The sequence below is a fragment of the Myxococcales bacterium genome, from assembly GCA_016712525.1.
Classification (GTDB): Bacteria; Myxococcota_A; Polyangia; order Polyangiales; family Polyangiaceae; genus JAAFHV01.
In genome coordinates this window covers 1,025,765-1,038,164 of the sequence record JADJQX010000007.1, presented here as the reverse complement: position 1 = coordinate 1,038,164, position 12,400 = coordinate 1,025,765, and the positions used below count along the sequence as shown (strand labels likewise).

6 protein-coding genes and 1 pseudogene are annotated in these 12,400 nt (G+C 68.6%); 3 read left to right on the top strand and 4 right to left on the bottom strand.

What is annotated here, in order from left to right:
- Window positions 1-60 precede the first annotated feature (60 nt).
- The 3 genes from IPK71_21585 to IPK71_21575 are packed head-to-tail and all read right to left on the bottom strand — an operon-like array spanning window position 61 to window position 5,660.
- Complete coding sequence (locus IPK71_21585; protein ID MBK8216332.1) at window positions 61-1,308, bottom strand: PEGA domain-containing protein; 1,248 nt, start codon at window positions 1,306-1,308, stop codon at window positions 61-63.
- Window positions 1,305-4,022 (bottom strand): VCBS repeat-containing protein, encoded by a 2,718-nt coding sequence (locus IPK71_21580; GenBank protein ID MBK8216331.1) that lies wholly within the window; start codon window positions 4,020-4,022, stop codon window positions 1,305-1,307. The genes IPK71_21585 and IPK71_21580 overlap by 4 nt, the downstream gene beginning before the upstream one ends.
- Window positions 4,023-4,058: 36 nt before the next feature.
- A complete protein-coding gene (locus IPK71_21575) occupies window positions 4,059-5,660 on the bottom strand; it encodes a protein kinase (protein MBK8216330.1) in 1,602 nt (533 codons plus the stop codon).
- Window positions 5,661-5,986: 326 nt separating this feature from the next.
- On the opposite strand from IPK71_21575, the pseudogene IPK71_21570 reads away from it, so the two are divergent.
- A pseudogene (locus tag IPK71_21570) lies at window positions 5,987-8,427 on the top strand (DNA topoisomerase IV subunit A).
- Window positions 8,428-8,442: 15 nt separating this feature from the next.
- A complete protein-coding gene (locus tag IPK71_21565; GenBank protein ID MBK8216329.1) occupies window positions 8,443-10,350 on the top strand; it encodes a type IIA DNA topoisomerase subunit B in 1,908 nt (635 codons plus the stop codon).
- 28 nt (window positions 10,351-10,378) lie between these two features.
- Here the strand turns inward: IPK71_21565 and IPK71_21560 are convergent, their stop codons facing one another.
- Window positions 10,379-10,924 (bottom strand): bifunctional (p)ppGpp synthetase/guanosine-3',5'-bis(diphosphate) 3'-pyrophosphohydrolase, encoded by a 546-nt coding sequence (locus IPK71_21560; GenBank protein ID MBK8216328.1) that lies wholly within the window; start codon window positions 10,922-10,924, stop codon window positions 10,379-10,381.
- A 131-nt stretch (window positions 10,925-11,055) separates the two neighbouring features.
- On the opposite strand from IPK71_21560, the gene IPK71_21555 reads away from it, so the two are divergent.
- Window positions 11,056-12,357: an MFS transporter gene (locus IPK71_21555; GenBank protein MBK8216327.1), complete on the top strand. Its 1,302-nt coding sequence runs from the start codon at window positions 11,056-11,058 to the stop codon at window positions 12,355-12,357.
- Window positions 12,358-12,400: the final 43 nt, after the last annotated feature.

Here is a 12,400-nt window from a genome sequence, read left to right as displayed (position 1 = left end):
AACCGAGACGCGAACGCCTCGCGTGGCGCGGCGAATCGGGCGGCAGAGCTCTCCCTCTTGTCAGAACGTGCCGCGCGCCACGAGGCCGTTGAGCGGTCCGAACGCGGGAACGAACGAGACCTCGAACTCGGACCCCGGCTTCGCCTTCGGTGCCTCGGGGGTCCGCAAGGGCACGCTCTTCGGATCGGGCGTGTCGAGCACGAAGAGCGCGACCCCCGCGGCGAGGCCCACGACCCCGACGGCGCCCGCGATGGTCCCCGAGGTTCGGAGCGCGTCGCGGTTCGTCACCGCGCGGTCGTACGATTCGAGCCCGTCGGCGTCGAGCGTGCCCTGATCTCGCTGCGTGAGCAGGTTCTTCGCGCGGTTCTGCTCCGCGAACGCGCTCACGTAGAAAGCGCCGGCGCCGAGGAGGGCGACGACCCCGAGTCCGCCGACCACGTACGCGCCCACGCGCTGGCCGCTCGTCTCGAGGGGGACACGCACGACCATGGGCTTGTTGCGTTCGACGGTGATCTCGCGCGTCGCGAGCTTCTTTCCGTTCCTCACGACGACGGCCACGTGAGGGCCCGGCAAGAGCTCGACGCCCGCAGGGCCGAACGGGGCCCGCCCGACGAACTGCCCGTCGACGTAGACGTCGGCACCGCTCGCCGTGTCGAACGCCACGCCGACCTTTCGCTCGACGAGGGTCATCGGGATGGTCTGGGTCGAGCCCTCGGTGACCACCACCTCACGCGTGGCGTCCGTGTAGCCCGCAAGCCGAACGACCACGGAGTGCTTCCCCGGCGCGACCGAGCCGACGAACGGCACGTCTCCCTGGTTGCGCCCGTCGATGAACACGTGCGCGCCGTCCACGCTAGCGTACACGGCGAGCTTGGTCGGTGCCTTCTGGGCCGCGGCCGTCGGTGCGACGCCGCCGAGCTCGGGCTGCATGGCGAGCTGCTCGAGCATTTGGATCGACTCGACCGCCTCGGCCTTCCTCGCGCTCTGGGGCAAATCCATCGCGTAGTACTGGCGGTAGTGAGCGAGCGCTTTCTTGAGTAAATTCGGGTCTTTAGCCGCGACGCACTGCTTCTTCTCGGCCTGGGCCAGGGAGAAGAGGATCTCGGGCCTCGGGAGGAGCCTGTACGCCTCCTCGAACGCCGCGACGGCCACGTCGTACTTGCCCGCCGTGTACGCCTGCGCGCCGAGCGTGAACTGCGTCTTGGCCTGGTCGGTCGTCGCGTCGGCGAGGGCCGAGCTGGGCGCACCGACGGCGAGGCTCACGGCCGCGACGGCGAGGACCTGCCGCATCGTCTTGGTCGCCATCATTCGCCTTCCTCCGTGGTCGCGCCGGCCTTCGTCGCGCCGGCCGCAGCCTGCTTGCCGCCCACGATCTCGAGCACCCCGCCCGCGAGAATCGCGAGGTCCTCGACGCCGTCTCCGTCGAAGTCGCCCGCCTCGATCGCCCGCGCGTCCGGGCGCTTCTTCACGAGCACGGGGTCGTTGCCCTTGCCGAGGACGACCTTGACGAGCGCGCCGGCCTCCGCCCGGTAGAAGGCCACCTCGGTCGGCGTGAGCACGGCGAGCGCGCTCTTGTTCCCGGCGAGTCGGATGCGCGTGAACGAGCGCCCGACGACGCCCGGGCCGGGCATGGGCACGTACGTCCCGCCGTCGTTGCGGAGGACGACGAGGAGCCCAGGCTGGCCCTCGGGCTGCCCCTGGAGCGGGAGGCGTCCGCCGTCCGAGAACACGATGTCGAGGTCCCCGTCGTCGTCGACGTCGAGGAGAGCGAGCTTCTCGTGGGGATAGAGCGCGTCGACCTTCGGGTTCGGCTGAGGGCACACCCCCGCGACGGGCATGTACGGGGTCTTGAAGACTGTCGTAGGAGCGTACGGCTGCGCGCCGCGCGGCGAGACGTCGATCCGGTTGATGGCGAGCGTTCCCCCCTCCAGCACGACGGCCGAGAAGACCTCGTCCCGAGCGTCAACCTTGTGGCTCGCGGCGAACGCGACGGGCAGGAGCGGCCCGTACGGGAGCTCGGCTCGGCTGAGGGTCGAGGTCGCCCCACCGAGGGGCGGCTCGAGGAGATCGTCGAGCACGTTGGCTCCCTGCTTCTCGCACTTGCCAGCGCCCGGGAGGACCGCCTGGATCGCCTCGAAACGGCCCGGCTCGACGAACGAGCCGAAGGCCGCCGCGCGCCCCGCGATGCCTTCGCCGGGGCTCCGCTTGAGGAGCGACACCGGCGACCGACCTTGCGGGACGTACGTGGTGAAGAGGACGGCCTTCGACGCGTCGACGCCTGCGCCGGCCGTGACCTCCGAGTCCTGGACCAGGCCGAGGAAGTCCACGTCGGGGAGGACGGGCTCGGCGAGGGGGCGCCGCAGGTTCACGATCTGAGACACGTTCTTGCGGCCGATCGGCACCGTCACGTCCTCGCCCCCGCCGAAGCGGATGTAGGCCGACGCCTCCTTGTTCTTGCGGCCGACCTTGGTCGTGTAGGCGATGTCGACGGCGCGGTCGGCATCGAAAAACCCTACGGTCATGAGATCGACCGGCTCGGGCGTCTGGATCGTGAGCGGCCTCACCTCGCCCTTGGTCCCGCGAAGGATGTCGATCCCCGATTGGCCCTGGACCGCGAGGATGGCGTCGAGGCGCCCGTCCCCGTCGAAGTCTCCCGTCTCGATCTGGGTCCACGGGGTCGTCCCACGTGTGTAGACCGGGGCGAAGCCGACGTTCGGACCGTTCTTCTGAGACGCGATGATGGATGCACCATACACATAGTCGGCGATGTCGTCCCCATTGAGGTCGACGAGCCCGAGGAACGACTGCCCACGCTGGCACTCGTTCGCGCTCACCGCGCTCGGAGCGAGCTGGTTCTGCCGGATGGCCGAGCCCTTCACGAGGAGCGGGCACCCGGTGCCGCGCGGGCCGATGACGATGTCGGGGATCCCGTCCCCGTCGACGTCTCCGATCGCGACGGAGTCGACGCCACCCGGCACGTCGATGCGAGGCGCGATGCGAGGCGCTGGCGGGGCCGTCGAGTCGATGTCTGGAGCCTCGAGCAGCACGACCGCCGTGCTCTGCTGCGACTTGCTGTACACGAGGACCTGCGAGCACGACTCCGCGCGGAAGCAGGTCGCCTCCCCCGTCGGCGACTTGGCGAAGCGGATGTCCTGCGGGTTTCCGGAGATGACGGTGTAGGCGGTGGCGCCTTGCGCCGCCTTGTTGATGTTGAAGGGCAGGATCTGGGTGGCGCGCGCGCCCCCGGGGGCGTCGGCGGCACCGAAGGCGACGAAGTACGAGACGCGTCCGCGGAACGAGCCCCACTTGTCGGCCGGCTGGGGTACGACGATGATCTGCGATGCCTTCTGGCCGCCGACCTCGAGGACCTGGTACGGAAAGAGCTCGGGCACGAACGGCGCGTCCGGGGAGCCGCGGAGCACGCCCACGCCGAAGCTCGACGCGAACCCGAGGTCCGTCAGCGGGAACTCGGCGGCGGGAACGTTGGCGTTCGGATCCTTCTTGAGCATGGCGTCCGAGAGGAGCTTCGACGGCACCGGGTCGAGCGCGCCGAGCGTGATCGGGATCGCGTATTTTTCGCGGAGCGTCATGCCCTCCTCGAAGAAGAGCCCGACCCCGCTGGAGCTGCCATCGAGGCCGCTCGGCTGCGTGAGCACGAGGTCCTTACGACCGTCGCCGTCGAAGTCTCCGGAGACCATGCGGACGGAGCCGCTCTCGTCGGTGAGCTTCAGATCGAAGCGGTCGGTGCCCTTGACGCACGTGCCTTGGTTGAGGTCGCATCCCCAACCGGCCGGGCAGTCGGCCTCCTTCTCGCATTGGTAGCGGCACGCATTGCGCGCGCCGACCGGGGCGCAGGTCGTGGTCGTCGCCTCGGACTCCGGCGGGTCGCAGTCCTCGCCCTCCTCGATGACTTGGTTGCCGCACTGGTTGGGCGCGATATCGTCCAACGTCGCGCAGCCCGACAACGTCCCGAGGGCGGCCAAGATGCCGAGCCCCGTCGACCAACGGTAGCGTGCTCTCACGTGTCCCCTCACTAGGCAAAAGTTCTATAAATTCAGCTACTTAAAATCGGGGACCGCGATGTCCTTCGAGATGGGTCCGCCCGCGGGCTTCGCCCCACCGTTCCCCACGACGGCGGGTTTCGTGCCCCCGACGGTGGCCTTCGCGGTCTTCACGGGGATCGAGCCGTCGCCGGCAGGAACGAACGTGGACGTCCATGGCTTCTGCCCGGGCGCGGTCACCGTGACGGTCACGCTCGCAGATCCGCGCGCGACGGCGTGTGGCCCTTCCCCGGTGCCGACGGACTTTCCATCGACCTCGACGACCGCGTCCTTCGCGGCGCCCAGGAGGGTGAGCGAGACGGTCGCGGGTGCCTTCACGGGCTCGAGTGACGGAAGCGCGGGTGGCTGCGGGGACGACACGGGGATCGAAGGAGCGACGCTCGCGACGACCCCTTGGGACGACGACGCCGCGCCAGCCCCGCCCACTCCTCGAAGGGCGACGACGGCGAACGCACCGACGAGCAGCGCGACGCCGCCGACCCCCACGTAGAGACGCGTCGAGAGGCGCGTCGCGCCCGGCACGTCGGCCGCGGAGGCCCCGAGCGTCTGCGAGGCGACGAGGGGCAACGTGGCCGCATGCGCCGTGACCTCGGAAGAGACGGGGGCAGCCGGGAGCCTCACTTGACCTCCCCCCGACCGCCCGACGGCGACACCGCCGGCGGCCGCGAGCTCCTCGAGCGCTTGCGAGGCCGACTCGGGCCTGTGGGCCTTGTCTTTGGCCATGAGGCGGGCGAAGACCGGATCGTAGGCCGTCCCGAGCTCGGGGCGGCGCGCGGACGCGAGCGGCACGGGCTCGTTCAGGTGGAGGAGCAGGAGCTCGAGAGCGTTGTCGCTGTCGTACGGGAGCGTGCCCGTGAGCACCTGGAACGCCATGACACCGAAGGCGTAGACGTCGGTTCGCGCGTCGACCTCGTGCCCGCGACACTGCTCGGGCGACATGTAGTACGGCGTGCCCATCGCCGCGCCGGTCTTCGTTTTGTGGCTCGCGGAGCCCTTCTTCGTAAGCTTCGCGATCCCGAAATCGAGGAGCTTCGGCTCTGGAGGGCCGTCCTCGTTCTCGACGAGGAAGATGTTCTCGGGCTTGAGGTCGCGGTGGAAAATGCCCTTCGCGTGGGCGGCGTCGAGGGCGCGCGCGATGCCGCGGAGGACCGGGACCGCCTCGTCGATCGGCAAGCGCCCACGGAGCTTCAGGTACGCGTCGAACGTCGAGCCCTCGAGGAGCTCCATCGCGTAGTACTGGCGGCCGTCCGGGAGAGCGCCGAAGCCGAACACGTCGATGATGTTCTTGTGGCGGATCTGGTTCACGGCGCGCGCCTCGGCCACGAAGCGCGACACCATTTGCGGGTCGTACGAGAGGGCCCGACCGAGCACCTTGATGGCCGCGGCCTTGCCGATCATCGGGTGCACGGCCCGGAACACCGTGCCGAACGCGCCTTCTCCGAGCTTCCCCTCGACGCGGTACTCCCCGATCATGGTCCCGGGGACGATGTCCATTTCGGCATGGGCGAAGACCGAGTCCGGGACGAGGAGCTCCCCGTCGGCCGCACACGCTTCGATCGCGTCGTCGTACTTGGTTCGGCAGGCGGGGCAGGTAGCCATCGGGTCCCTCGATGGTCTCAGTAAAAGGGGCGTACGGAAACTCCGCAACTGCACTTTGGGAGGTCCTGGACGCCCGGGCGTTCACGCCAGAGCCTGACATTTTCTTTACATTTCATATATTTAGCAGATTTCGGGCATGGCTCCGCCCGGATGAGGCCGGGGCTCTTCCAGGTACGTGCGGGGAGCGCGGGCAAAACGATCACCGCGGGCACGTTTCGGGGGGCGACCACGGGACACCCGCACAGCCGCGCCGGCGACCGAAACTTGACGGGACTGAACGGATTTGATGTGGTCCGCCCAAATCGACCTCGACGGCGAGACGTTCCTTGGCCACGAAAAAATCCTCGAAGACTCCGAGCACCACGGGAAAGTCGGGCGCGAACGCCCGAGAAGGCACGCGCGCCAAAGGCCGACGCGACGGCGGCGACGAGCCCCCGGCGAGGCCCGAAGAGCCGGTCTCCCTCCATGACATCGCGCAGGCGCGGTACCTGAACTACGCGCTCTCGGTCATCACGAGCCGCGCCTTGCCCGACGTTCGTGACGGCCTGAAGCCCGTCCAGCGGCGCATCTTGTTCGTCATGTGGCGCTCGCGCCTCATGGCCGACGCGAAGCACAAGAAGTGCGCGACGGTGGTCGGCGACGTGATGGGCGGCTTCCACCCGCACGGCGACTCGTCCATCTACGAGGCCCTCGTCCGCCTCGCCCAGCCCTTCGCGATGCGCGTCCCTCTCGTCGACGGCTCCGGAAACTTCGGCTCGCTCGACGGCGACCCGGCCGCGGCCATGCGCTACACCGAGTGCCGCCTCGCGCCCACGGCGCCCGAGCTCTTGAGCGGCCTCGATCAGGGCACCGTCCACTACCACCCGAACTACGACGGCACGAAGTCCGAGCCGGTCGTGCTCCCGTCCAAGCTCCCGAATTTGCTGGTGAACGGGGCGACGGGCATCGCCGTCGGGATGGCGACGAACATCCCGCCGCACAACCCCGAGGAGGTGTGTGTCGCCTCGGTGAGGCTCCTCGACGCCTTGCTCGAGGGAAAGCAGCTCTCGTCGCGCGAGCTCGCCCGCACAGTGAAGGGCCCCGACTTCCCCACCGGGGGCCAGATCGTCTCGAGCCCCGAAGAGATCAAGCAGATCTACGAGACCGGCCACGGCACCATCAAGGTCCGCGCCACGTGGGAGCCCGGCGAGGCCACGCGCACGTCGAAGAAGATCGTGATCACCAGCATCCCCTACGCGGTGAACAAGTCGGTGCTCGTCGAGCGCATCGCCGACGTGGTGCTCGCGCGGAAGATGCCCCTCCTCCTCGACGTGCGCGACGTCTCCACCGAGGACGTGCGCATCGAGCTCGAGCTCAAGAAGGAAGCCGACGAGCAGAAGGTGCTCGCGTACCTCTTCAAGAACACGCCGCTCCAGTCGAACTTCGCCGTCAACATGACGTGCCTCGTGCCGACGGAGAACCCCGACGTGGGCCGGCCCGAGCGCCTCGATCTGAAGTCGATGCTTTGGCACTTCCTCCACTTCCGCCTCGAGGTGGTGACGAAGCGGCTCCAGCACGAGCTCGGCGAGATCAAGAAGAGGATGCACATCCTCGAAGGCCTCGCGACGGTGTTCGATGCCCTCGACCAAATCCTCAAGATCATTCGATCTTCCGAGGGCCGGGAGGACTCGAAGACGAAGATCATGGCGCGCTTCAAGCTCGACGCCGAGCAGACCGACGCCATCCTCGAGCTGCGCCTCTACCGGCTCGCGCGGCTCGAGATCCTCGTCATCACGAACGAGCTCAAGGACCGAAAGAAGCGCGCGGCGGAGATCTCGAAGCTCCTCGCCGAGCGCGGCTCGGTGGGCATTTGGGGCATCGTGCGCGACGAGCTCCAGAAGCTGCAAGCGAGCTTCGGCCCGCTCGCGAAGCGCCGAACGGTCATCGAGGCCGTCGGCGACGAGCCCACGTTCACCGAAGAGGACCTCATCGTCGCCGAGGACAACCACGTGCTCCTCACGCGCGACGGCTGGGTGAAGCGCCAGCGCGAGATCAAGGATCCGCAGGCCTCGCGCCTCCGCGAGGGCGACGCGGTGCTCTCGGTCGTCGCGGGCTCCACCAAGGCGAGCATCGTCTTCTTCTCGAGCTTCGGCACGGCCTACACGGCGCGCATCGTCGACATTCCGGCCACGACCGGCTACGGCGAGCCCATCCAAAAGCTCTTCAAGATGAAGGACGGCGAGCAAATCGTAGCCGCCTACTCGCTCGACCCGCGGGTCGTGGGCGGCCTCGCGGGCGACGAGACGCACTACCCCGAGACGTTCGGCTTCGCCGCCACGAGCGACGGGTACGGGCTCACGTTCGGCGTCGAGGCGTTCGCCGAGCCGAGCACACGCGCGCGGGGCGAAAGTACGCGAAGCTCCCCGACGGCGCGAAGGTCGTGACGGCCGAGCTCGTCTCGGGCCGCGAGACCGTCCTCGCCGTGTCGAAGAAACGCCGCGCGCTCCTCTGCAAGCTCACCGAGGTGAAGTACCTCGGGTCGGCCGGGCGCGGGGTCATGCTGATGAGCCTCGCCGACGACGACGAGATCCTCGCCGCGAAGGCCGCGCGAGACGACCGCGACACCTTGGTCGTGAAGACGAGCATGGGGGGCGAGCAGCGCATCAACACGGGGCGCTACGAGCTCACCTCGCGCGGCGGAAAAGGCCGCGAAATCATGAGCCGGGGCACCCTCACCGAGGTCGTCTCGGAGCCCGTCACGGCCCCCGAGCCCCTCGACCGCACCTGAGCGCACGGAAACGCGATGGCGACCGAATACACAGCAAAAGACATCACGATCCTCGAGGGCCTCGACCCGGTGCGAAAGCGCCCGGGCATGTACATCGGGGGCGTCGGGACGGCGGGCCTCCACCACCTCGTCTGGGAGATCGTCGACAACTCGATCGACGAGGCGATGAACGGCCACGCGAAGGAGATCGCGGTCGTCCTCCACAAGGACCGATCGAGCATCACCGTGAGCGACGACGGCCGCGGCATCCCGGTCGACAAACACCCGAAGCTCAAGAAGAGCGCGCTCGAGATCATCTTCTCGACGCTCCACGCGGGCGGCAAGTTCGAGGGCCAGAACTACAAGACCTCGGGCGGCCTCCACGGCGTGGGCGCGAGCGTGGTCAACGCGCTCTCGACGAAGCTCGTCGCCAAGGTGAAGCGCGAGGGCGCCGAGTGGGCGATGGAGTTTCGTCGCGGCGTAGCCCAAGGTCCGCTGAAGAAGCTCGGGGCCGCGCGCGGCACGGGCACCTGGGTGCACTTCCAGCCCGACCCGACGATCTTCCCACGGACCGAGTTCGACGCCGCCACGATCCGCGATCGCCTCGAGATCGCGAGCTTCTTGCATCGTGGCGTAAAAATTCGCTTCACGGACGAGTCGACCGGAAAAGAAGAGGTGTTCCGCCACGAGGCCGGCATCCTCGACTACCTGAAGAAGGTCGTGGGGGAGCGCGGGGCGAAGCCCGTGCACGAGGCGCCGTTCACCCTCGTGAAAGAGGGCGACGTGAAGGTCGAGGTCGCCTTCCAGTGGACCGAGTCGACCGACGAGCACGTGCGGAGCTACGTGAACGGCATCCCCACGGGCTCCGGCGGCACGCACGAGAACGGGCTCCGCGCCGCGGTCGGCAAGGCCGTACGCAACTTCGTCGAGACCCACGCGCTCACGCCGCGCGGGGTCACCATCACGGCCGACGACATCCGCGAGGGGTTCGCGTCGATCCTGAGCGTGTACGTGGCGGAGCCTCAGTTCCAAGGCCAGACGAAGGACCGGCTCAACAACCCCGAGGTGCAAGGGGCCGTCGACCAGGCCGTCCGCCCTGCCCTCGAGCAGTGGATGAACTCGAACCGCAGCGTGGCCGAGCAGATCGTCGCGCGCATCGTGCTCTCCGCGCGCGCCCGCGAGGCCTCGAGGGCCGCGAGCGCCGCGATCTCGCGCAAGACGGCCACGAGCGGGCGGCTCACGCTCCCCGGCAAGCTCTCCGACTGCACGAGCCACGCGCGCGAGCGCACCGAGCTCTTCATCGTCGAGGGCGACAGCGCAGGCGGCTCCGCCAAACAGGGGCGCGATCGCGAGCACCAGGCGGTGCTCCCGCTCCGAGGCAAGGTGCTCAACACCGAGGCCATGGGGCTCGCGAAGGTGCTCGAAAACAAGGAGATCGCCGATCTCATCGTGGCGCTCGGGTGCGGCGTCGGAAAAGACCTCGACGTCGAGAAGCTCCGCTACGCGCGGGTCATCTTGCTCGCCGATGCCGACTCCGACGGCCACCACATCACGACGCTCCTGCTCACGTTCTTCTACCGGCACATGCCCGACCTCTTGAAGGCCGGCCGCGTCTACGTCGGGGTCCCGCCGCTCTACCGCATCGACGCCGCCAAGAAGACCTTCTGGGCCGCCGACGAGGCCGACAAGGCGCGCATATTGAAGAGCCTCGGTAAGGACGAGAGCGCCGTCGACATCACGCGCTTCAAGGGGCTCGGCGAGATGATGCCCAAGGTCCTTTGGGAGACCACGCTCTCGCCCCGCACGAGGCGCCTCTTGCGCGTCGACATCGCCGACGCCCTGGCGACAGACCGCATCATCTCCGACCTCATGGGCAAAGATCCGCAGGCGCGCTTCCAGTTCATCATGGAGCACGCCGAGGACGCCCAAGACATCGACGTCTGACGCCTGAAAGCGGAGTACTTACGGAGCCTTAGGCTGACCGTTCGACCTCGGCGAGCACCGCGGAGTACTCGTCGACGAGGGGGTGCGGCGCGAGGGACCGGGCTGCGCGCTCGAGGGCGAAGAAGCGCTCGAGCTGGGCCTCGCGCCCACGTTTGAGCTGGGCCCACGGATCACCGTGGTCGGCGCGGCAGACGAGCAGGCTCTCGAGGTTGTCGATTTTGTCGGCCAGCGTGATGGCCTGCGCATCCCACGGCTTTTTCGGGAAGGCCTCGAGGTAGGCCGCCTTCCGCGCCTCCCAGGGGAGGCTCTTGTCGGCCTCGCTGCACGCGACGACGAGCTCGGCCACGTGCTCGCCAAAGCGCGCGGCGATGTCACCCCTCGTGATCCCGGCGTCCTCGATGGCGTCGTGGAGGGCTCCGGCGACGACCACGTCGGCCGCGAACCCATGGCGCGAGAGCGTCGCGACCACGCCCGCGAGGTGGCTCATGTAGGGTACACGGACCCCGGGGTACTTGCGGAGCTGGTGCTCGTGGAGCTGCGCCGCCCAGTCGAGCGCGCGTTTGACGCGGATCATGCGCGAATCCTAGCATCCGCGCGGCCGACCGCACCCCGCCTGCCCGGCACGAGCCTCCTCGCAGCCGCGCGGGCCATCCCCTCCCCGCCCGATTCCACGCCGCTCCGTCGAACCCCTGATACGGTGAGGCGGTGATTCGGCGGCCCACGCTCGTCCTCGCGCTGCTCACGGCGCTGAACCTCCTCAACTTCATCGACAGGTACGTGCTCGCCGCCGTGCTCCCGAAGGTGCGCGACACGCTTCATCTGTCGAACTTCGTGAGCGGCCTCATGGCCACGGTGTTCCTCGCGGGGTACTTCCTCACGAGCCCCATCTTCGGTGTGCTCGGCGATCGCATGCGCCGCACGTGGCTCATCACGTTCGGCATCGTCGTGTGGTCCATCGCGACGTTCGCGTCCGGCCTCGCCCAAGGGGCGACCTCGATGCTCGTCTTCCGCGCGCTCGTCGGCGTGGGAGAGGCGAGCTTCACGGCCATCGCGCCCACCCTCATCGACGACGTCACCCCGAAGGACAAAAAGGGCAAATATCTCGCGATCTTCTACGTGGCTCAGCCGATCGGCGCGGCGCTCGGGTACCTGCTCGGGGGCGCGCTCGAGAAGGCCTACGGGTGGCGCGCGGCGTTCTACTTCGCGGGCGGCCCCGGGCTCGTGCTCGCGCTCACGTGCCTGCTCATCGCGGAGCCGGATCGAGGCGTGCGCGAGAAGGCCGACGTGCGCAAGGCGTTCGGTGAGCTCTGGGCGTCGCGCCAGTACAGGCGCGCCATCTTGGGCTACTGCGCGTACACGTTCGCCATCGGCGGTTTCTCGTACTGGGCGCCCACGTTCCTGTCCGACACCTTCCACATCGATCTGGCGAAGGCGAACTTCCGCTTCGGCTTGCTCACCGTGGTGGGCGGGGCGATCGGCACTTTCGTCGGCGGCTCGTTCGCCGATCGCATGCAAAAACGCGCGGTCGATCGCGCGGCGCTCCGAGGCTCCACCGAAGCCCACGACGCGCACGCCGCCCACGTGACCCGGGTGGAGATCGGGGCGCTCCTCAAGCTGTGCGCCATCGGCAGCCTCGTGGGCGCCCCGCTCGCGGCGGCGTGTTTCCTCTCCCCGTCGGCGAACGGGTTCTTCGCCTCTGCGCTTTTCTGCGAGACGGCGCTCTTCCTCTCGACCTCGCCCATCAACGCGATCATCTTGAAGAGCGTTCCTTCCCACCTTCGCGCGAGCGCCATGGCCCTCGCCATCTTCTCGATCCACCTCTTCGGGGATCTGTGGTCCCCGCCGCTCGTCGGCGTGTTGTCCGACCACATGCCGCCCAGGCTCGCCATGCTCACGCTCGCGGTCGCCATCGGCCTCTCCGGGTACCTCTGGTGGCCGCGGCGGGCCGAGATCGACGAGGGCCCTGCCGCCTCGAAGGGCACCGAGCCGACGTCGGTCGGATCCTGAGCGGGCCCACCTTTCGCGCACCTAGGGGAAAGGCGCGGTTGAC

What these genes read in the sequence shown, in the direction of transcription:
- IPK71_21575 (MBK8216330.1), bottom strand. Translation starts at nt 5,660, where the DNA reads ATGGCTACCTGCCCCGCCTGCCGAACCAAGTACGACGACGCGATCGAA.
- IPK71_21560 (MBK8216328.1), bottom strand. Translation starts at nt 10,924, where the DNA reads ATGATCCGCGTCAAACGCGCGCTCGACTGGGCGGCGCAGCTCCACGAG.
- IPK71_21565 (MBK8216329.1), top strand. Translation starts at nt 8,443, where the DNA reads ATGGCGACCGAATACACAGCAAAAGACATCACGATCCTCGAGGGCCTC.
- IPK71_21585 (MBK8216332.1), bottom strand. Translation starts at nt 1,308, where the DNA reads ATGATGGCGACCAAGACGATGCGGCAGGTCCTCGCCGTCGCGGCCGTG.